Source organism: Vibrio sp. 99-70-13A1, from assembly GCF_013114625.1.
Taxonomy (GTDB): Bacteria; Pseudomonadota; Gammaproteobacteria; order Enterobacterales; family Vibrionaceae; genus Vibrio.
Genome location: NZ_VTXD01000033.1, coordinates 34,694 through 55,381 on the forward strand (window position 1 = coordinate 34,694; position 20,688 = coordinate 55,381).

At 40.0% G+C, this 20,688-nt stretch carries 19 protein-coding genes; 2 read left to right on the forward strand and 17 right to left on the reverse strand.

The window, feature by feature from the left end; all coding sequences use genetic code 11:
• Nucleotides 1-2: 2 nt before the first annotated feature.
• The 13 genes from F0226_RS17915 to F0226_RS17975 all read right to left on the reverse strand — a co-directional run bounded on the left by F0226_RS17915 (nt 3) and on the right by F0226_RS17975 (nt 15,476).
• The gene (locus tag F0226_RS17915; protein ID WP_171736911.1) at nt 3-1,118 is read right to left on the reverse strand and encodes an efflux RND transporter periplasmic adaptor subunit; all 1,116 of its coding nucleotides are present in this window, start codon (nt 1,116-1,118) and stop codon (nt 3-5) included.
• Between the two features lie 99 nt (nt 1,119-1,217).
• Complete coding sequence (locus F0226_RS17920; protein ID WP_171736912.1) at nt 1,218-2,096, reverse strand: LysR family transcriptional regulator; 879 nt, start codon at nt 2,094-2,096, stop codon at nt 1,218-1,220.
• 48 nt (nt 2,097-2,144) lie between these two features.
• Nucleotides 2,145-2,810 (reverse strand): sugar transferase, encoded by a 666-nt coding sequence (locus tag F0226_RS17925; RefSeq protein WP_171736913.1) that lies wholly within the window; start codon nt 2,808-2,810, stop codon nt 2,145-2,147.
• Nucleotides 2,811-2,819: 9 nt separating this feature from the next.
• Nucleotides 2,820-4,007 carry a glycosyltransferase family 2 protein gene (locus tag F0226_RS17930; protein WP_171736914.1) on the reverse strand — a complete coding sequence of 396 codons (1,188 nt, stop codon included), beginning with the start codon at nt 4,005-4,007 and terminating at the stop codon, nt 2,820-2,822.
• Nucleotides 4,004-5,116, reverse strand: a complete 1,113-nt coding sequence (locus F0226_RS17935; RefSeq protein WP_171736915.1) for a glycosyltransferase — start codon at nt 5,114-5,116, stop codon at nt 4,004-4,006. Before F0226_RS17935 ends, F0226_RS17930 begins: the two co-directional genes overlap by 4 nt.
• A gap of 349 nt (nt 5,117-5,465) precedes the next feature.
• Nucleotides 5,466-6,890: a Wzz/FepE/Etk N-terminal domain-containing protein gene (locus F0226_RS17940; protein WP_171736916.1), complete on the reverse strand. Its 1,425-nt coding sequence runs from the start codon at nt 6,888-6,890 to the stop codon at nt 5,466-5,468.
• Nucleotides 6,887-8,005 (reverse strand): glycosyltransferase, encoded by a 1,119-nt coding sequence (locus F0226_RS17945; RefSeq protein ID WP_171736917.1) that lies wholly within the window; start codon nt 8,003-8,005, stop codon nt 6,887-6,889. The genes F0226_RS17940 and F0226_RS17945 overlap by 4 nt, the downstream gene beginning before the upstream one ends.
• A complete protein-coding gene (locus tag F0226_RS17950) occupies nt 7,998-8,783 on the reverse strand; it encodes an acyltransferase (protein WP_171736918.1) in 786 nt (261 codons plus the stop codon). The genes F0226_RS17945 and F0226_RS17950 overlap by 8 nt, the downstream gene beginning before the upstream one ends.
• An 86-nt stretch (nt 8,784-8,869) precedes the next feature.
• Complete coding sequence (locus tag F0226_RS17955; RefSeq protein WP_171736919.1) at nt 8,870-10,249, reverse strand: O-antigen ligase family protein; 1,380 nt, start codon at nt 10,247-10,249, stop codon at nt 8,870-8,872.
• Nucleotides 10,249-11,859, reverse strand: a complete 1,611-nt coding sequence (locus tag F0226_RS17960) for a lipopolysaccharide biosynthesis protein (protein WP_171736920.1) — start codon at nt 11,857-11,859, stop codon at nt 10,249-10,251. The genes F0226_RS17955 and F0226_RS17960 overlap by 1 nt, the downstream gene beginning before the upstream one ends.
• Nucleotides 11,856-13,082 carry a glycosyltransferase family 4 protein gene (locus F0226_RS17965; protein WP_171736921.1) on the reverse strand — a complete coding sequence of 409 codons (1,227 nt, stop codon included), beginning with the start codon at nt 13,080-13,082 and terminating at the stop codon, nt 11,856-11,858. The genes F0226_RS17960 and F0226_RS17965 overlap by 4 nt, the downstream gene beginning before the upstream one ends.
• Before the next feature lie 79 nt (nt 13,083-13,161).
• Nucleotides 13,162-14,340, reverse strand: a complete 1,179-nt coding sequence (locus tag F0226_RS17970; RefSeq protein ID WP_171736922.1) for a glycosyltransferase family 4 protein — start codon at nt 14,338-14,340, stop codon at nt 13,162-13,164.
• Nucleotides 14,341-14,660: 320 nt separating this feature from the next.
• Complete coding sequence (locus F0226_RS17975) at nt 14,661-15,476, reverse strand: Cof-type HAD-IIB family hydrolase (RefSeq protein WP_171736923.1); 816 nt, start codon at nt 15,474-15,476, stop codon at nt 14,661-14,663.
• Nucleotides 15,477-15,680: 204 nt separating this feature from the next.
• Here F0226_RS17975 and queE point away from each other — a divergent pair, with 204 nt between their 5' ends.
• Together queE and queC are read left to right on the forward strand one after the other, a co-directional pair.
• Nucleotides 15,681-16,331 (forward strand): 7-carboxy-7-deazaguanine synthase QueE, encoded by a 651-nt coding sequence (gene queE, locus F0226_RS17980; protein ID WP_171736924.1) that lies wholly within the window; start codon nt 15,681-15,683, stop codon nt 16,329-16,331.
• A gap of 99 nt (nt 16,332-16,430) precedes the next feature.
• Nucleotides 16,431-17,117: a 7-cyano-7-deazaguanine synthase QueC gene (queC, locus tag F0226_RS17985; protein WP_171736925.1), complete on the forward strand. Its 687-nt coding sequence runs from the start codon at nt 16,431-16,433 to the stop codon at nt 17,115-17,117.
• Here queC and F0226_RS17990 read toward each other — a convergent pair.
• From F0226_RS17990 to F0226_RS18005, 4 genes are all read right to left on the reverse strand, one after another.
• Nucleotides 17,056-19,071, reverse strand: coding sequence for a tetratricopeptide repeat-containing diguanylate cyclase (locus F0226_RS17990; protein ID WP_253820853.1), 2,016 nt, complete (start codon nt 19,069-19,071; stop codon nt 17,056-17,058). The genes queC and F0226_RS17990 overlap by 62 nt on opposite strands.
• A 160-nt stretch (nt 19,072-19,231) precedes the next feature.
• On the reverse strand, nt 19,232-19,582 hold the full coding sequence (locus F0226_RS17995) for a DUF2750 domain-containing protein (RefSeq protein WP_171736926.1): 351 nt from the start codon (nt 19,580-19,582) through the stop codon (nt 19,232-19,234).
• A gap of 136 nt (nt 19,583-19,718) precedes the next feature.
• Complete coding sequence (locus F0226_RS18000; protein WP_253820855.1) at nt 19,719-20,288, reverse strand: OmpA family protein; 570 nt, start codon at nt 20,286-20,288, stop codon at nt 19,719-19,721.
• A gap of 48 nt (nt 20,289-20,336) precedes the next feature.
• Nucleotides 20,337-20,688: TolC family protein (locus F0226_RS18005; RefSeq protein WP_171736928.1), on the reverse strand; the 352-nt coding region annotated here is incomplete at its 5' end.

Below are 20,688 nucleotides of genomic sequence, written 5' to 3' on the forward strand. Positions count from 1 at the left end.
ACCTATATTTCTTTCACTTGAACAGAATTCAGCTCTTGCCCTTCATGAAGGTAGGCTGCACCACTTATCACTATATGATCGCCTGTTTCAAGCTCACCTTGAACACAAACCGATTGGTCATTAAATGAAGAAATATGTACGGTTACGCCAAAAGCGTGTGAGTTTCTCACCACATAGACTTGGTCGAAACCTTCATTGGTAATGAGTGATGAATAAGGCAAGCAATGGCTGGAACTGATTTCCCCAAATTGAGTAGATAGGGTGACCGCTTTACCTGGTAGCAATGTGTTTTCTGAGACTTTGTCATCAAGAGTATTTAAGCGATAGGTGACGGAGTACGTTTGCTTTATTGGGTGTGGCAGTGATGATATTTCTTCTGCATGACCAATAAGCGGTTCATCTGCCTGGTACCAGCTAATATTGGCAGCTTGTCCAGCTTTGAATTGATGAATGAGGTTTTCAGGCACATCAACTTTCACTTCAAGTTCATTCGGTTTATGAATCGTGAATACAGAAATTCCCGGTAGTACCTGTTCAAATTGATCAAAATTTGAAGCGGCAACCACACCGTCGAAAGGGGCTAGAAGACGTGTGTAGCGAATTGTATCTTTAGCGCGACGAATGTTTTGATCGACAACTTTGACTGCAGATTCACTTCTTTCATAACCGCTGATTGCTCTGTCTAGGTTCACGCTTGCAATTGCATCATCAGCAATCGCTTGTTTAACTCTAGCGAGCTCTGCTTTTGCAAGCTTATGAGCTGATTTAGCTTCTAAAGCTCGAGCTTGAAGCTCTTCTAATGCGACTTGATAATCATGTGGGTCGAGCTGAGCTATTGGTTGACCTTTCTTAACGGTTTCCCCAGTTTTAACCAGAATCTTTTGAATTGTCCCCGGTACTCGAAAAGCAACTCCAGCGGTTTCTGCTGATTGCAATTTACCGGTAAAAATTTTGGTAGATAAATGAGCGCTGTCTTTAAGTTCAACGACATGAACAGGACGGCTCTGTTTTTCTAGCAGAGTATTGGATGCTGAGTCAGGTGGCTCAGCTGTGTTATTACAGCCAGCAAGAGAAAATAGAGTGGCTGCTAATACAGTATATCGATGAGGAATAGTCATGGATTGCTCCTATAAATAAGTGGAGCAATTCTATCGTTACAGCGCTATAAGATAATCAGGCCTAGTTGAATAACACTGTCTCGATAAGTGAGACAATGATTATATTTTAGGAAGTTCTTGTAATAAAAAGTCGATCAAAAGTTGGCTGGCATGACTCAGCGCTTTTCGTTGTGGGTACAGCAACCATGCTTCTTCAGTTTTGACTTCTTTTTGAGGAAATAGATTAATTAAGGTTCCATCTTTGAGTTCTTGTCGAACGAGAAGCTCTGGTAATAATGAAATACCTCGATGCCGACACGTTGCTCCTTTTACAAAGCCAATGCTGTCGCTAACCACTTTAGGTTCTACTTTGATGACTTGATCAAATATCTCCCATTCTTTATCTATGTCACCACTTGGCCAGCGGAAACAAATGAACTTATGACCCTGTAATTCGTTTAAGTTCGTTGGCGCGCTATTTTGCTCGATGTAGTTTGGGCTGGCGACAAAGATTCTCTTGAGATCCATCACTTTTCGAGCGACTACGTTTGTGTCATGAAGTCGACCACCGTGCATCGCTAAATCAAGCCCTTGGCGGTACATATCAAGGAACCCATTGTTTATGCTACGAATATCTAACTCTATCTCGGGATATAAATCTTGAAACTTAAATAGGGAAGATTGGATTATGTCACCTGTCTCGGGCAATAAACCAAGTTTGACTCTTCCATGCGGCACTTCTAATAAATTTGAAGCTACGCGATTTGCTTTTTCTAAAGCAGTCAGTGCTTTGGTTAGTTCGTGGTAATAAACTTCACCTGACTTTGTTAATGAAAGACTGCGAGTGGTTCGAAAAAATAATTGAATGCTGAGTGCCTTTTCCAAATCATTGATTCGGCGGCTGACGTTGGCTCTTGGCAGATCAAGCGCATTGGCAGCCGCAGTGAAATTGCCAAGTTCCACGACAGTAGTAAACAGTTTTAAGTCTTCAATTTTCATAGTTTCAGGTGCTTACGTTACTTTCGACAATGCGAATCCTATCCTATTTTAACGACCTCGACCATCAACCATAACAATAATCGTTTTTGAAATAATACTTAGGTCAGTGGTTATCCATGACTTAACTGAACATAGGCTAAGTGCATAACTGTGGTCGAAACCCACTTTGCGTCTTACATCCTCAATACAGGTGTCGTAGCCTTGGTTTACTTGAGCTAAGCCGGTAATGCCAGGAAGTACACCATAAGTTCTATCCGCAAAATATGGGATTTCTGTTTCTAATTTATTGTAGAAAGTAGGGCGCTCTGGTCTTGGACCGATTAACGACATTTCACCTTTCAGAACATTGAATAATTGAGGCAATTCATCCAGCCTCGTTTTTCTTAAAAAGCGACCAATAGGTGTGATTCTAGGGTCATTTGACGTTGCCCAAACAGCCCCTGAGCGTGTTTCCGCATCTTGATACATGCTTCTAAATTTCAATATTTCGAATAGCTTCATTTGATCAGGTGTTGATTTACCAACTCGTAGTTGGCGATAAAAAACAGGACCTTTCGAAGAAACGGCAATTGCCAATGCTATGACTGGGAATAAAGGCAGAAATATAGCCAGTGCAGTCAAGGCACCTAGGAAGTCGAACGCACGCTTAGCGTTTGAAATTTTGCTTTGGTAAAGGCTGTTTTTATTTTGGTCAATAGTAGTAGTGTTCATCATAATAAATCCTTAATGGCTAACGCGTGTCCAAGGTGAATTTTCAAAACCTAGCAGGTAACGTAGCCCGCCGATAAAGTTTGCATAATGTCCGACCACTAAATAGGAAATTAGTGAAATTGGCTTAGCAATTAAGTGTTGTGGCATTAAGTATCCGACCACACCAATCCCATAAACGGTGAGTTGTGCATAGAGCAGTATTTCGAACACCAAATGGTGGTTTAGAAGTAATGAACTAATAAAACATATGATCATTAGGTAAGGCGTTAAAAGTCTTAAGCCTTTTCCTGAGAAGAAAGCGAAGGCCGTGCCTCCAAATTTTGGATTGAATAACCCAAATAACTCGATGACTTGTTGCATGTTACCCGCTGAAATTCGCAGTCTTCTTTTGAAGTCATTGCTCTGGTTGGTTTCTTCTAACTCTAACGCGATCATCTTTGGTTCGTAGTCAGCAACATATCCTTTTTTTACTATCTGCATGGGTAGAATGAAATCATCATTAATGGTATTCGCTGGTAACTGGTCGAACAGTTCGGTTCTAAATAAGTAGAACGCGCCGTGTGCACCTAAGCTTGAACCTAACGATGCTTCTTGTTCTTTCACTGCCGTTTGGTATGCCCAGTAAGTACTTTCACCTTGGTTTTCTGAGGGGCACATGCGATAGGTGGCGTTTACAACACCCACATCGTTATTTGAAAAATGCGCACTGGCTATTAATAAGGCATCCAATGAAATTAAAGCGGATACGTCACTTAGCGCGGTGATATCACTGGTGATTTGGCAGACTTCTTCATTCACAAGCGCGACTTTTCCACGGTTCTCGCGGTGGTTATGAATCTCAAAGTGTACGTCGCAGCAAATCGCTTCTTGGATTGCCATTTCAGCCATTTGTACGGTGTTATCCGTACAGCCATCACAGGCAATAATTACTTTTAGCTTGCCCGTTGGGTAATCTAATGATGCAAGGTTTCTTATCTTTTCTGATATCCATTGCTCTTCATTAAAAGCGGGTACTAGAATCGTGATGCTTGGTAATACTCGGTCACTGCGCATTTTTTTATAGCTTCTGGTACTTTCCTGTACGCCGTTGCTTGGGTGATTTTTTGAATACCAACGCAGTAGCAATGGGTAGCCGATGTGATGGTAAATAATGAATGCCCCTGAAATAAGGCATGCCAGCACTAATAGAAGATCAATCATGCGAATGCTCCATTTGCGATGTCGTTGTAAGACTCAACCATATTACGAACGTCGAAGTTGTTTAAAATGAACGGTCTTGGACCAAGAGAAAGGTCATTGCGATTCTTGCTATCCGAAATCGCTTGTAATAAAGCATGCGACAGATGAGGTATATGGTTATTTTTGACTAGGTATCCAGTATTAGGGCAAAGTGTTTCATCTACTGCCCCTACATTCATCGCAACAGTTGGAATATTACAAGCTTGTGCTTCTAGGGTTGATAAAGGTAACCCTTCATGGCGTGAAGGTAAGCAAAAGACATCTAATGAACGATAGAAGTTCACCATGTCATCAATTAACCCTAGGAAGATGACTCGGTCTGCAACATTCAGCTTTTTAGCAAGCAGTTGAAGTTCAGATTCTTGAGAACCTTGACCAGCAAACACCACAACAGTATTGGTTGGAATGAGCGTTAAAGCTTTTATTAACTGATCTTGTCCTTTTACAATTTCAAGCCTGCCAGCACACCCAATAATGGTTTTATCTTGAGGGAGTGAAAATAGCGCTCGCGCGTCTTCTTTTGAGCTTGGTTTAAATTTTTGGCAATCAATACCGTTTTTGATGGTAGTAATGTTTGCGTAAGAGAAAGTCGATTTGAGCTGATTGTAAACGCATGTGGCATCAGCAACTAAGGTTGGTTGCGCTGCTTTAAGTGCCATATCTTGAATTCTACGACGCTTAGTATTATTTAGGTGCCAAGCATCATGCTCGGTGTGGATACGTGCTGGTACGCCTGTAATTTTTGCTGCATATCCAGCATATAGAAGGGGGCCAATATGATGAGTGTGTACCACATCAGGTTTGACACCCTGAAAGGCTTTCATCAGCGTTAAAATGACATTGAGTTGAACCCCTGGCGCTTTGTCTAAAAAAACCAGTTGTGATTGAAAAGGCTCTAGTTTTGCCCAGTTTTTAAGGGCTTGTTCACGGGTGCCTTCCAAGCTGACAATAAGAACTTGATCTTCTTTATTGGCGAATTGAAGTAGATCTAGAGTTAATGTTTCCAAGCCACCCGGAGCTAGATGCTGAACCACGTGGATTATCTTCTTTCCTTTAAGTTGTGTTTTCATAAGCTAAATCCCTTTTAAGTATCAATAGTCAGATTTTGTTTTTGTACTATTTCTTATGATTTAGCATTAAATGTGCCAGTTATTTAGTTGTTTTAAATCAATGGCTTACATGTAGCTTTGAATGGTTGGTATTTATTTTTTAATTTAAGAATCAAATTGGAATGACGTTAACTATCTTGATATGAGTTTTATAAAGGCTTTGTGTGGGTTTGTGTGGGAGCTTGTTGGTGAGGAAATAAAACGCCAGAGAGATAACTGGCGTGGATTAGGAGAGATAAAGATATAAATACAGAGATAAAGATAAAACCAGTGGTACATAAAAAATTAGTAATAAAAGAGGGTGCTTTGATTAATCCATTTTGGGAATCACGGTTAAAATAGGAACACCTAGAACGTTTTCTATTTCGTCTCTGCGTTTGACTGATGAATCAAACAATTCGAATAGAGTGGCAAGACCAGCCCCAAAGCCAATCCCCGCGATGAACCCAGCAATGATAAATAGTAGACTTGGTAAGTTTGAGCGAATACTTGGCGTAAAAGGTAAATCGATTATTTTGACTCGTTTGTTTTGTTCAAATATACCTAAAGAGCCCGTTAATTGAGCCATTTCATATCTTTCCATCAATTCATCATAAAGCTGACGTTTAATCTGAACATCGCGCTGAAGTCGATACATGATCTTTGCTTTTTCACCAAAGTTATTAGCTTTATTTTCCAACTCGAAAATCATTGTCTTAAGGCTTTTTGTTTCTTCTTTTAATGACTCATATCTTGCTCGCACTAATTGCAGGCTATGTAACTGTGTCACGAGTAGAGGTTGCGTATCACTTAACTTAGTTAATGTATTACTGCTGGCGATGTCCCAAAGCTGATCACTGTTAAGAGTGGGTTGTTTCATTTTGAGAATGGCCGTTCTTTCATTTTCCAACCTTTCCAGTTCTAACATTTTGGCTTGTACAGCACTGTGCTGATTCGTGTATTTGGCTTGAAGTAAAGTTAGGTCGCTACGAATGTTTATGATTTGATCTTCAAGCTTACCTATAACAGGATTCGTTTTGGATAGCTGCTGATCAATTGTACCTAGGCTTTTTTCAACACCTGCGAGTTCAGCTTGTTTCTCTGCTAAGTTTTGTTTTAGCGAAGCCAAGCGGTTCAAACTTTGGCTTTGGATTTCGGGTGTAGACTGCACATTTTCATTTTTGTAGATCGCTAAAGCTTCTTCAGCCGCTTGCAGTTCTATTTGTCTTTTCTCTATGTGTATGCTTAAAAAATCACTGGAATCTTGTATAGATGAGCGTTCTGGTGCGAGTAACTGTTCAATGAAATGTTCACTGACGGATTGTAGCGTGTCTTTCATTCCATCAGGCGAATGAGAAGTTAGGCTGATTTTCAAGAAATCTTTGCCTAATTGAGTCACTGATAACCGGCTAGAAAGATCACTGATGATTTCTTGTTGCTCTCTTGCTGACATATCAGACGAAATAAGCTCAAGCTCAGTGGCAACGGAATAAAGCACATGTCGGCTATGTAGCAGAGTTCTCAGTGCGTTTATGCGGTCTTTAAGCATGGTTGATACCGCAATGTCTTCCAAGAAGGGGTTCATTTTAGCGGTTTCTTGAATCAACATGCTGGTATGGGCATCGTACTTTGGTGGGGCGACTTTACTCACTCCAAACCCCACAAATGGGAGAATCAAAATAGGCACGAGAATAACGTAGCGTTGACGCCACATGGCTCCCAGAATAACTAATAAGCGAAGTTTTAGATTGCTCATAATAACTCCAACATCCAATTGACGAATTTACCTCGTTGCTGCCAACTTTCTTGGTCTACAACGCCATTAGGTACAGTTTTCAAATCTCTAGCTTGTTTAAGTGCTTCTATCATTTGTTGAGCATCAACCACTGTAGACACATAGTTGCCATATGGCTTTAGTGCTGGAAAAGGCGTTGAAATGATAGGTGTTTGAGTCGCTAAATATTCCATTAGTTTTAAAGGGCTGCAAGCTCGTATCTGCTCATTATCAACAAACGGTAATAGGCTTACATCCCAGTGTTGTGAATAGCTAGGAAGCTCGGAATGCGCTTTAGGACCAAGGTAATACACATTACTATAGTTTGGTAATTGTAAAGTTGGCAGCTCATTTGGGCCGATAAATACAAAATCCCAGTCAGGTAGGCTCTTAGCAACGGTATCGATTAAGTCATAGTCGAGCCATTGCGATAGGCTACCGTAAAAACCAGCTATTGGTCTGTGCCCGCTGGGTAGATCGAAGGCTCTTGGGGCTGGTGTACTGAATAGTTCTAAATCGACTCCATGAGGCAATAATTGTGTTTTACACGCGGGAAACTTTGTCATCAGTTTCTGGCTCGCTGAAAAGATTAAGTCTGCCTTATCAATAAGCTCGTCTTCATGCATTTGAACTGTCTTGTGATCAACCCCAGCAAGTGCTTGAAAGTCGTCACCACAATAGTAAACAACGGAAGACTCACCTAAATGACCGCAAAGATCAGCTGCGGTAGGTAAAGAGGTCCACAGTATTGGATCGGTTATTTGTAGCTTTTCAATCATAGGCTTCAGTTGTGAGAGCATGAGGTGTTTAGCGGTGAACCTACCTAGTTTCGATTGAGGAGCGGGCAGTGTTCTTAGGTTGATAACGGTAATATTAGGAGTGTCACTGGCATTCGTCATGTTCTGAGAGTGACCATTATTACGACCAAGTATTTTATTTAGTGCTCGTTTTACATCTTTAGCGCACAATTTTGGCTGTCTTAAACCAATGGAGTTCACCCACAACACTTTATGAGTTTTCGCCAAGTAACGAACAAGATGCTGAGTCGAGGATGGTAAGCCTCCAAAATCTTCACCAAAAACGATTAAATCACGCATGGTTGCCTCCATTTATGTCGTAGGCTTTCATATTGATATCTGAATTATGTTCTGAGCTATATTGGGCATTTGGAATGCTGCCAATCACGCGTGCAGGGTTTCCTGCGGCAATAGAGTGGGGTGGAAGTGTTTTTGTTACAACGCTACCTGCTGCAACAACGGTGCCTTCGCCAATGGTTACGCCACCTTTAATCGTGACATTTGTGCCTATCCATACATCTTTTCGAAGAATGATCTCACCAATTTGATTAGCGTCATCACCTTCTCCTAGTGCTCTGCGTTTTGCGTCTAGTGGGTGACCTGAATACCCGAAAATAAAAGCGCCACTGGCAATTCGAACATTGTCTTCAATAATCACTTGAGTGCCGACAGCAATAGTGGATTGCCAGCCAATATCGACATTGTTACCCACGGTAAGTTGAGGGTTACTTGTCATAGTGCACCCTGAAAATGTAGTGTGCCCAGAAATACGACAGTCATCCCCAATGCGAATCTTTAGAGGTCCGCTAACAAAAGGTAACCCACCATACAAATACAGGCGCTTGCCACATTGTGCGAGGCGACCTTTAAATGCTGGAGTCCAATACAGGAAACGAGTGCTGCCACTTATGACACCAGTTAACAGCTGGTGGGCTTGATAAAGTGACTGATTAACGAATTGCGGTGTAGGTAGCTCAATATTTCTAATGCTTTTCAAAATGAAAAAAACATTTCTAATTTGAGAATTAGGGTGGGATTTCAACCAATGCTTGAATTCGTGGATGGATACTGACGTCATAATGTTCACTCCTGATTTTGTTATATAGGAGTTCTTTCACGTAATGTGCCAGTTATTTAATTGTTATTTTTCAATTATTTATAAATCTACTGTTCTTGTTTCTCATTTTGACAAGCGATTTGGCATATATGAAAAACGCACACGGTGAGCGCCGCAAGAATGTAAATCGGCCAATTGAACCCTTGTGTTAAGAAAGTTCCAGAGACAATGGTTCCGATCAAACCTGCATACACCGCATTGGCAGAAGAAATGAGGTTGGCATCATGCTCAAGTTTAGATTGAGCTAATGTTTGCTGAGTTTTTCGTGCGGTCCGGATTAGAGACACAATAAGGATGATGAAAACCACTAAACCGACAAAACCAGTTTCGGCCAGAACACCAAACCAGGTGCTATGAACGGCGTGATTTAATCCATCCCAATGAGGGCTGTAAAAATAGTAATTTGAATAAAAGTTGTTTAGTCCAACACCGGTTAACGGGTTATCAACCGCCATTTTGAAGGCTGCTTCCCAAGCGTATAATCTTCCCATGGCAGAAGCATCAACACCTGCCTCTGCTGCCCCTCCGGATGCTCTGTCAGATATTCCAGCAGCGAAATAAAGCACTATCGCACCCACGACAGAGATGGTAAACAGTAGGGTTTTAGAGCGTATGTATTTAATGGCAAATAACCCAAATACCGCCATGGATCCGAGTAACCCACCACGGCTTTGTGTCGCGATGATAGCCGCTAATAAAACAATACAAATTACGCCGCATAAAATTCGTAACAAGATAGAAATACCTCGGGTGGTGGTATGACTTAATGCAAAGGCGAGCGGGAACATGAGTACCAAGGCTAAATCGTTTGGGTCCCCTAACATAGAACCGAGATCTCGCCCAATGGTGACTCGTGTTCCTTCGACTAGCCCAATTCCATTTATTGAGTTGGATAGAGCAATACAACCTATCAATAGCCCTGACAATATAATGATGAGTGAAGTTCGCCCTAAATTTTCAGCGCTGTTCACGAGCCAAACGATGGCAAGAGTCATCACCATGATTTTCCAGTAAATACCTTTGAATTGTTCGATGGCAATAGGACGGTTTGAAGCAAAAATGATCCCTATAAAAACCAGCCCCCAAAATATGGCTAACCAAGTCAATGAATGGTGCCAATACATTTTCAATTCTTTACTGATTAAAGCATGCCAGAGCAAAGCAGATAGGGCGCCAAGAGAAAGTAGCAATGGAATTTTCAATGAGTATAAAACAGGGATAGCTTCGTGAATTCTAAAGAATGAAAAGACAACAAATAAAATAACCAGCCAGAATGTTTTATTTATAACAAACAATGCACCAAGAGGCAGGAATGAAATGACAATAGCAACCAATGGATGAGGAACAAGGTACCAAATCACTCCAATAGCTAAGCAGAGAAATGAAATAGAAACGATAGAGGTCAGACGATTAGTTTGCGCTGTCATTATCCATCACTCCTACAATTACTGGTTTTACTTGTGTATAGAGCATTATTGTTTCTTCTAAGTGAACAATTGCTGGTGCTAAGTGAACTATTATTTCTGTTAAGTGCTTTATGGGTAACCCACTGATTCACTTCTTTTATTAACAGTGTAGGTAATAAGGCAACAATTGGACTTAATAATGCGAGAATTGCACATAGCCATAAATCTGAAACATGAAAAGCCACGTACAAAAAGACGAGTAAGCAGACGATGTTGATGGTGAGAAACTTAATTTGATATGGCATGAATAGCTGTCGTTGGCTTAGGGTATAGATAGATACGGCTTTAAGGGCTTGTGCAATACCTAGTGAAATAATTATTCCCCAGATGCCGAGTTCGTTTCCTAGCCCCCACATTAGACCAAGTCCAATAAGGGTAGAAACAAAGCTGACTCTAAACTGTTGTTGGGTGTTTTTATTGTATAAAACACCAATGTTTACAAGTTCCGATAACTCTTTAAACCACGCGACTAAAAGAGTACCAATAAGTAATTGGATGGAAATAGTATAGGATTCCGGTAGAGCTAAGGAGATAAACACTTTTGCAGAAAAGGCGACAAAAATTGTTAAGGCGGTTAGGTACGAGATACCCAGTTGAGTAACCGTGCAGGTTTTTTTTACACCATGCTCATTGATGTATTGAAAGCGTTTTGGCATCCACCACATACCAAATGGCTGCATGAGAATACACATAGCAAACGAGAACTTAATGGCAACAGCGTATAAACCAAGTGTATTTAGATCGGTGTTATACGCGAGAAAGAAACGCTCTGAACCATTCAGTCCAAACCCAACAAATGCGGTCAGCATTAATGGAATGCCATAACTTAAGTGTTTTTTAAACTGGGTCTTAGAAGGTAAACGCCATTCAAAATGGTTGATGGCATGTAATGCAAAAAATTGAACGGCATAAGTAATAGCTCCACAAGCCAGTATGTTAATCACCGTCGGTTGGGTGGTCAGTACTACTACAATGAGCCCGACCTGCAATGTGGTGGATAAGACGCTTATCACTAAAAATGTTTTGGCTTTGTCTTGCATGCGAAGCCATGCGGTAGATAACCCAAGAATACCGTCTAATGATGCGCAGACGAGAAGAAGATTTAACTCGACCTTTGACACCAGGAAGTCAGCAGGAAAGGGGATTAAATTGATGATCGAAAACAGCACTAGGCTTATGACAACGGCAATCATACAAGTTGAGCTGTATAACTCACTTGCACGCTTAAACTGATTGGCGGTTTGTTTTTCTGTTCCTACAAAACGGTACAAGACTTCATGCATTGCTAAGGCGATCACAATGCCACTTGCTGCCCCTATAGAAGCCAATAAATCAAGTTTTCCGATTTGCTGAGGTTGTAAGTAACTCGCCATAAACGGCAGCATGATTAATGATATGCCTTTGTTTAGAACCAAGCCTAAACCATAAGTGAGCATATTCGCTATTGGGCTTTGTTTTTTGCTCGTCGTGCTGATCTTTAAGCTTTTTTCGCTTAGTTTTAAGTTCGTTTCATTTGGTCTTGAGTTGATAGCTATTGGTTTAAGGCTCATAGCTCTTGGTTTAAGGCTCATAGTGCTTTCCCTCGTGACTGATGCTCGAAAGAAAGGTTTGCTTTAGGCGTTGAAAGACATTGGCAAATCTCGGCATAGCATTGTTCAGCGTGGTAGCCAGTAGCGACATTTTTGGCTTCGATTGCGAGTGAAGCTCTTAGATTTGAATCATGTGTTAGCGTGTTTAGGGTTTCGCGTAATGCATTAGCACTGCGAGGTGAGTATTTCATGCAGTTGATGCCATGAGTAAGCACTTTGTCCCAGTAAGCCCCATCTTCAGGTATAACGACACTTAACCCCGCAGCCAGTGCTTCAAGAATCGATAATCCAAAAGGTTCTTCAATGCTGGTGGAGACAAATATCCCTGCTTGAGATCGAATTTGGTCTAAATTTGATGGTGATTGATAAAGAGAAACATTAGCCCAGTTTTCTGGCAGGGAACTTACTTCAATCTCGGTACTTGTCGGGCGTATATAACAGATATCTGTTTCGATGGGTTCTTCGTTGTGCGCCGGGTTAATTGCTTCTAACAGTACGTCTAAACCTTTCCATTTTAATAACGAAGCTGCCCATAACACTCTAGTTGATTGAAAGCTTGAGGTAGAAGGCCAATTACATTGAGCAATGCCATTATTGAATGGATGATATTGCTCTTTGTCCATTGAGAATCGAGCAAGAATTTGGTTTTGAACTGGGTCGTTTGTCAAAGTGAAATAATGATAGATAGAATTTGTTATGGACTGTTCGCTACTCTTTAAATAAAAGACTTTGTAGGCTTTGGTTAAGCAGTAGCCGATAGAACGAGATTGAGCGACAGGACCATGTATTAATTGAATGATTGAGTATTTAGAGAATAAACCGACTAAGTAAATAGCCATATCAATTCCAGGGCCAGAGGCACCAATCGCGTAATCAATACGTTTCACTCTTAGCATAGTAAACAGAATGAAACTGACTAAACAAAGCTGCGCGAACCAATACCCTAAGCCTTGTGTTTTTGTCAGGAACTTCCATTTAGGCAGTGATAAGATTCGACAATTACCGTGCTTTGATAATTTAGCCCAAGAATCACCGTCTGCACTAAGGATTGTGAATTGAGTTTTGTTGTGATGACAAGATTGTAGCATTTCAGCTGTCGCCACTTTTGAGCCTCCTGCAAACGGAATTGGGTCGTACACAAAGCTATGAACCGGCGTATGGTTCGAAGTTTTACTGAATGTAAACTTATGGCTAGCAATGTTCATGGTCTTACCCTCATTTTGATTATTTACTCAATCTTGCTTTGCGTTACATCTGATATGGGAAATTTAAACGATAGGTTTGCTATCTGAATGTCCAACGTAACAATGGTTTTAAACCATGAGCAATAGGTACACAGTGGCTACTTGGCTCGTGAGTGATGCGGGCGTATAAAGATTCCAAAGCATGAGTATTAGACTCAATTGTTAAACGAGTAGAAGCGAGCTGGTATAGGTTTTCGGCTAGCCTAGACCGTAGTGATACATTTGAAATGAGTGCTAACATACAACTAGCCATATCGATGATAGGGTTTTTAGGTGAGTATAAAAGCCCTGTTATTTCGTGCTTGATGAACTCAGGAATTCCACCGACTTGTGGAGCAACGACAGGCAATTTCGCCAATCCAGCTTCAGCAAGCACAAGACCAAATGCTTCTTCCCTTGCACCGCTGACAAAAGCATCTACCCCTCCAACAAGCCAATTAGAAACGTTGCTTTGCTCCCCAACGAAATGAACATTGTCAGATAACCCCAGCTTTGACACGAGAGTTTCAAGGTTTTTCCTTTCTTCACCTTCCCCTATAACCACAAGGTGAATGTTTCCAGCCGGAGAAATATGTTTAAGTGCTTGAATGATTAGGTCGACGCCTTTGCGGATAATCAATGACCCCACAGTAGCGAATACAAAAGCATTGTCTGGAATGTGTAGAGTTTGTCTTACATTGACATAGCGCTTGAAGTTCATACTGACACCGTTAGGGATCACAGATAGCTTATTCTTAGGGTATCCATCTGATAGAAGTTCTTTGCTGATTGCATCACTCACACAAACAATGTGAGGGGACATGTGCAAACCAAGTGTAAAACGGTCTCTAAGTTGGTAATGGCTATGAAGCTGTGTCACAAGAGGGACTTGGCAGATACGAGCGGCTAAACACATCCACTGGCAAGGAGCACCGCTGTTTACGTGTATTACGTCGATGCCATAGGTTTTGATGTAATGAATAGCGTGTTTGACAAGGTGACACCAACTAACGGTGTCAAAACGAGGAGATTGCCAGCCACCTATGAGCGGAAAAGCAGACAGTTCTGATGTGATGTTGTGCCCTTCATAATGATGAAGTAGTGCAGGGCAGTTGGTCCAAAGGAAGGGTGTGTAACGCTCTTTGTTTAGCGAGTCTATTAAATTAATTAAGCAGACTTCACTGCCTCTAATCCAGTTATCACCATAATGAACGTAAAGTATTCTTTTTGTATTCTTCATTGTATTCCCTTACCAACGTATTTTGTAATTAGTTGTATATGGGAATTGCAAATCGAGTGCCAAAAGGAGTGTGTTATAACTCGTTGATTTTATAGTATTAAATTAAAGGTGTTTTGATCTTTTCAAAATGAGAATCAGTTTGAGTCTTTGAATGTAGAACATGAACGGGCTGATTAGTTGCTATTCATACGTAAACTAATAATCAACCACGCTCATTATTTTTAGGGGTTAAGCATGTTGTCCGTGGTTAAGCTTTGTCTTCGGATTAAGCTTTTTTCTCCGGGCTAAGCCTTTTCTCCAGGTTAAATATCTTCTTCAGGTTAAGCCATAGGCTCAAAAATGAATTTTTCAATAGCCTTTGCAACACCGTGTTCATTATTACTTGCAGTAATGTAGTCGGCGATTGCTTTAGTTTCATCCATTGCATTTTCCATTGCGATACCTAAGCCAGCATATTCAAGCATATGATGGTCATTCTCTGCATCGCCCATACAGATCACTTCTTCTGCTTTTATACCTAGATGTTTAGCAATAGCTTCGATACCCACACCTTTATTTGATTCAGGATTCAAGAATTCAAGGAAGAAAGGAGCACTTTGCACGATCGTAAATTCTTGATGTAATTCAGGTGATAGCTGACTGATAATTTCAGTTAACTTTGATGGTTCTGCGACAATCATTGTTTTAATGATTTCGTGATTATCTTCAAGATCAGTAAAGTTGAATTCAGTGATATCTAAGCCGTTAATAGTTGCTTCGATTTGAGTATATTCATTATTTTTAGGGGTAATGAGACCATGCTTTTTACTAAAGGCATGAACATAACCACCGAGTTCGTTTGCTAGCTTTGCAATCGCTTTTGCGGCTTGACCATTACTGATCTTACTGTGAATGATTTCTTTCGTTGATACGTTTTGTACCATTGAACCGTTGTAGAAAAGTACGAAGTCATCGCTACCATTTATTTCTAATTCATCCAGCTTACTTTGCATGCCTTCTAGAGGGCGACCAGAGGCAAGTACGATTTTTACGCCTGCTTTACGAGCCTTCGCAATTGCGTCTTTGTTTTCTTGAGAAATGACTTTATCACTATTTAATAGTGTGCCATCCATATCTAGTGCTACTAACTTGTACATTCAATTACCTACCAAAGAGTTAAAACTTAATAAAATCTAATGTTCGCAAGGATAAGGGAAGTTAGAAAAACAGGCTAGACGTTTGAGCATTTTGATGGCAAATATTCAATTGTTTGACCCAAAGGGTTAAGTGCTTTATCGTCTGCGGCTTAAATAACGTAATAAGATGATAGAGCTGAGGCGAAGTTGTACAAGATTAACGAAATGTTTGAAACTATCCAAGGTGAGGGTGTCTTTACCGGTGTTCCTGCTGTATTTGTTCGGTTGCAGGTTTGCCCGGTGGGGTGTTCATGGTGTGACACCAAGCAAACGTGGGAAGCTTTAGAAAAAGACCAAACGACCTTAGGTGACATTATGTTGAAAACTCAAGATTCACCAACTTGGTCACCTATTGATGCTGAGGGTATTGTTCAAGAATATACCCGCCAAGGTTATACAGCGAATCATATAGTGATCACTGGCGGAGAGCCTTGCATTTATGATCTTGTTCCTCTGACTGAAGCTTTCGAAAAAATCGGTTGTAAATGTCAAATCGAAACCAGCGGGACTTCTGAAGTTAAAGCAACAGACAATACGTGGGTGACACTGTCACCAAAAATTGCGATGAAAGGTAAGCTACCCGTTTTGGTTTCTGCGCTTGTTCGTGCAAATGAAATTAAACACCCAGTTGGCACCCAGAAAGATATTGATCAGCTTGATGAACTTATGTCTAAAGCTGAGTTATCTGAAGAAACAGTTATCGCTTTACAACCTATTAGCCAAAAGCCGCGAGCGACTCAATTATGTATTGATACTTGCGTGAAACGTAATTGGCGATTATCTATTCAAACTCATAAATATTTGAGCATTGCCTAGTTTTCATTATTAGTAGCAATACCAGTTCAGTTTATATATTTGGCTATTATCATCTTAGTAATTAACAGCGTTCTAATGGCTGTTTTGTAAGGATTTAACATGAAAAAAACAGTAGTTGTCTTCAGTGGAGGGCAGGATTCTACAACTTGCCTAGTTCAAGCATTAAAAGAATACGACGAAGTACATGCAATCACTTTCGATTACGGGCAACGTCATAAGCTTGAAATTGAAGTCGCACAATCATTAGCCGCTGAATTAGGCGTAAAAGCTCATAAAGTAATGGATGTAACATTATTGAATGAGCTAGCAATCAGTTCTCTTACACGAGACGACATCCCTGTTTCTCATGAACTACAAGAGAATGGCTTACCCAATTCTTTTGTTCCTGGTCGTAATATCTTGTTTTTAACTCTGGCTGGTATCTACGCTTACCAAATTGGCGCAGAAAGTATCATTACAGGCGTTTGTGAAACCGATTTCTCAGGCTACCCTGATTGTCGTAATGATTTTGTTAAAGCGATGAATTCAGCCTTAGTTCAAGGAATGGATAAGGCGTTAGAAATTAAAACGCCTTTGATGTGGCTTAATAAAGCCGAGACCTGGGCTTTAGCTGATCAGTATGATTCTCTATCACTGATCAGAAATAAAACCCTGACTTGCTATAACGGAATTGTTGGAGATGGCTGTGGCGATTGCCCTGCTTGTGAGTTACGTAAAGTTGGGCTTACGGATTACCTTGAGAATCGCTCTGAAGTGATGTCTGAGCTTGTTCGAAAACAGAGCTAGGTAAATCAATCGCATCGTTGTAAGCATCAATAATACAGTTACGACCATTCTTCTTAGCTTGATAGAGAGCTTGGTCAAGAACTGAATACAGAACATTAAAGTCACTCAGTGCCTGCGAAGTTGAAAGATAAGAAAAACTCGCAGTGATACTCAGTGGCTTTTTGCTTTCTGAAAAGAACTCAGTAGATGAAACGGCATATTGTATTTCTTCAACACGTTCTCTTACATCACTTTCTTCGACATCAGTTAATAGAATGACAAACTCTTCGCCACCTAACCGTCCAAGCAAATCATGTTGACCAATTCGGCTTCTAACTTGTTGGCTTATATTAACTAGCGCTTGATCGCCTGTTGGGTGACCGTAGTCGTCATTTATCGCTTTAAATTTATCTAAGTCTAATAGAATTAAAACATGCTTTCTGTTCTTTGAATTCTGCTTAATACGTTTAATTTTTCGAATCGCAGCCGCTCTGTTCAAAGCACTTGTGAGTGAATCTAAAGATGATTTTTCTTTTACTCGCTTACTGGACCAAAATGAGAAGCTTGCAGCACACAAAAGAATGATAACAATAATGTTATACATGAGTTTTTGCTGGGTCATTTTGTCTATTTTCAGTTTATCTAGTTGAGTCTGGCTGAGTAGTAATGAGCTCTGCAGTTCTTTCTCATACTGGCTTCTGGTTAGCTCTAGTGCTTCAAGTGCTAAACGGTTATCAACATCTCGGTTTCTAAGCTGTATAGCTGAGTATTCTTTATAGAAATGAAAAGCATCTTTGTGTTCATTGCTTGCGAGTGATAAATCCGTAAGCTGTAGAAGGGAATCAGCTAGGTATTTATTTCTTTCAATTGTTTTTGATAGTTCAATTGCTAGATGAGCATAGTTAAATGATTCATCAAAAAGCTCTTGTTGCTCAAATAAATCGCTTATTGCTAAGTAAGCTTCTATTCGGATTTTATTATTGTCTAGTTTTTCTGAGGTCGTGAGAGCTTCAACAAGATAACTATGGGCTAGGCTGTAATCTTCGGCCAAAATATGTGCTTTGCCTAAGCCTAAATTGATCAGAGCTTTACCGTAAGTAGATTCTGTTTTCTGAACCGCCTCATAAGCTTGTTCAAAATAAAAGACAGCTTGAGTTGATTGGTTCATGCTTATGTAAAGCTCCGCTAGGCTGTGTAAAACTTGTGTTTTCATCAGGTTAGAGCTGTCTGATCTTAGTTCTAAAGCCGTTAACAGATATTTTTCAGATTTATCAAACTGCTCAATCTCTTTGAATAAGTTTCCTATGTCGTTATAAATTCCGGAAATATCTTGCCCTTTAGGGAAGTTATTAATCAACAACATGTAGCTATTTAACGCCGAATTGTAGTCACTTCTAAAGTATTGATTGTTGGCAATCACCCGGTAGCCTAGGGAGACCTGTAATACAGGGTCTGTTTCATCTTCAAAATAGGTTTGTAATGCAGAGCAATAATAATGAGCTTGATGATATTTAGATTGCTCATTGAGAGAGCGGCATAAATTATACTTGATGATAGCTTTACCAACAGAGTCATTAGCTTTCTGCATATCTTCTAATACAGAAATGAACAATGCTTGAGATTCTTTGTAGTGTCCCCGAGCATCTAATTTCAAGGCTTCGATAAAAGCTGCTTCTACTGCTTTATAGTTTTTATCATCGGAATTTCCGCCGTAGTATGGCTGCTCATGACTTGTCATAAATTGATAAAGCAAAGAGCTGATATACAGTTTCTCTCCAGATGAAGGTAATGAGGCATAACGGCTTTGTAACATGTTTAAAGACCGAAACTCTTCATGAACTGAGTTTGATAGATACAATATGTTCCAATTGGTATTAGGCGTACTGATTGAGCTATTAATCGGATTTGATGAGGTGTTAGTTGCGTAAGAAAAAAAGCTAACAATAGCGAGAAGGAAGAAAAAAGTACGATTCATCAAGGAGTTTGCTTTGAAGGCTAAATTATAAAGAATGACATTCTAAAGTTAATAATTTATCAATTCAATTTTATATGACTGTTTTAGACAAGAGTGTGAGAGAAGTCATTAGAGGATAAAGAAAAGGTCATGTGTTTCATACATGACCTTTCAAAAAAACTTAGATATATAATTTAGCTAAATCTGAAGGCTCAAGTTCTTTGCCTTCTAAACTAGCATTCCAGTTTGTACCAACCAAAACACCATCTTCAGCTAGAGTCAGTAACCAGTCTTCAACAAAGATGTCTAATGGGATTTCAAGTACTTCAAAATCAGCCCATTCTTCAACGTTGTGAGTGACAGCGTCTTCTTTTGAAGACCAAAATGGCATTACTTCGCTTGTTTCGAATTCAGTTGAATCACAAGCAAGCCATCCTTCATCATTGCGAAGGCCCCATACAAGTTGGTTCTTTTGTGTTTCAGCAACAAAAAGGTCTAGGTTTGCTTGAATATCAGCGGTTAGTTTGCTCATTGATTAGTTCTCTATTTTGATAACGTGCAGAGAATAACATTATAGAAATCCGAGGTACACGTAATTAAAAACGTAGCCATAAAAAAGACTAGCATTGGATGCTAGTCTTTCATAAAGAAGTGGTATGAGAAGGCAATTATTTACTGATTGTTGTAAATATGTTCCATTCTTCTTTGATGTTCCCTTTGAACCCAACAACAGAAGCTACCACCTTGCGGTTCATTGCATGGCTGATTTTGTCTGTACCTTTATTATCTAGATCTTTGTCACCATGCCCCACGATTTCAATTCTAGAACTCATGACTCCATTACTGATTAATGCTCTTCTAACATTTGCAGCTCGGCTTTTAGAAAGCATTAAGTTGTGTTCTGCATTACCTGTTTTACTTGCGTAGCCTTGAAGTTCAATAGAAGTTGATGAATATTGCTTCAAAAAGCCTGCCATTTCTCTAATTTGAGCTAAAAAGGCAGGGTTGATGTCTACTGAATTATTAGCAAATAAGATATGAAGCTGCATTTTTTCTGTTGTCTTCAAAAAAGTGCCACAGCCATCATTGTCGATTTCAGCTCGCGCTGGGGTGTCGGGACATAAATCTCGTTCATTAATTACCCCGTCATTATCTTCATCTAAAAGATCATAATTTCTTTCAGCCATAGGAGTGGGTAAATAATCAAACTCATCATTCTCAGATGCGAATGTCCCCATTGACGCTAAAAGTGCAATTAATGGAAATATGATTCGTTTAGTCATAAATTAATATTCAACCTTTTCATTCCACTGCGCTGGAGTCTCAACTTTGAGAGCTGTAAGTAAGTTGCCTGATGCATTCATTACACGATACTTGGCGTATTGTTCATCATATTTGGCGTCTAAATAACCTTTACGAGCTTCAAATAGTTCGTTTTCAGTGTTCAATAAATCCAATAACGTACGTTTGCCAATACGATATTGTTTTTCATAAGAAATAACTGTTTCAGAAGCCGAATCTACATGGTCGGAAAGAAATTCTTTCTGTTGAACCGTAAGATCTAATGCATTCCAAGATAAACGAAGGCTTTCTTCGACACTTCTGAATGTTCGCTCTCTAAGATCTTTAGATTTATTC

Coding starts and splice junctions, on each gene's coding strand:
- F0226_RS17925 (WP_171736913.1), bottom strand. CDS start 2,810: ATGATGAACACTACTACTATTGACCAAAATAAAAACAGCCTTTACCAA.
- queC (WP_171736925.1), top strand. CDS start 16,431: ATGAAAAAAACAGTAGTTGTCTTCAGTGGAGGGCAGGATTCTACAACT.
- F0226_RS17940 (WP_171736916.1), bottom strand. CDS start 6,890: ATGAGCAATCTAAAACTTCGCTTATTAGTTATTCTGGGAGCCATGTGG.
- F0226_RS17970 (WP_171736922.1), bottom strand. CDS start 14,340: ATGAAGAATACAAAAAGAATACTTTACGTTCATTATGGTGATAACTGG.
- F0226_RS17920 (WP_171736912.1), bottom strand. CDS start 2,096: ATGAAAATTGAAGACTTAAAACTGTTTACTACTGTCGTGGAACTTGGC.
- F0226_RS17945 (WP_171736917.1), bottom strand. CDS start 8,005: ATGCGTGATTTAATCGTTTTTGGTGAAGATTTTGGAGGCTTACCATCC.
- F0226_RS17950 (WP_171736918.1), bottom strand. CDS start 8,783: ATGACGTCAGTATCCATCCACGAATTCAAGCATTGGTTGAAATCCCAC.
- F0226_RS17990 (WP_253820853.1), bottom strand. CDS start 19,071: ATGAATCGTACTTTTTTCTTCCTTCTCGCTATTGTTAGCTTTTTTTCT.
- F0226_RS17935 (WP_171736915.1), bottom strand. CDS start 5,116: ATGAAAACACAACTTAAAGGAAAGAAGATAATCCACGTGGTTCAGCAT.
- F0226_RS17915 (WP_171736911.1), bottom strand. CDS start 1,118: ATGACTATTCCTCATCGATATACTGTATTAGCAGCCACTCTATTTTCT.
- F0226_RS17975 (WP_171736923.1), bottom strand. CDS start 15,476: ATGTACAAGTTAGTAGCACTAGATATGGATGGCACACTATTAAATAGT.
- F0226_RS17955 (WP_171736919.1), bottom strand. CDS start 10,249: ATGACAGCGCAAACTAATCGTCTGACCTCTATCGTTTCTATTTCATTT.
- F0226_RS18000 (WP_253820855.1), bottom strand. CDS start 20,288: ATGGGGACATTCGCATCTGAGAATGATGAGTTTGATTATTTACCCACT.
- F0226_RS17960 (WP_171736920.1), bottom strand. CDS start 11,859: ATGAGCCTTAAACCAAGAGCTATGAGCCTTAAACCAATAGCTATCAAC.
- F0226_RS17930 (WP_171736914.1), bottom strand. CDS start 4,007: ATGATTGATCTTCTATTAGTGCTGGCATGCCTTATTTCAGGGGCATTC.
- F0226_RS17995 (WP_171736926.1), bottom strand. CDS start 19,582: ATGAGCAAACTAACCGCTGATATTCAAGCAAACCTAGACCTTTTTGTT.
- queE (WP_171736924.1), top strand. CDS start 15,681: ATGTTTGAAACTATCCAAGGTGAGGGTGTCTTTACCGGTGTTCCTGCT.
- F0226_RS17965 (WP_171736921.1), bottom strand. CDS start 13,082: ATGAACATTGCTAGCCATAAGTTTACATTCAGTAAAACTTCGAACCAT.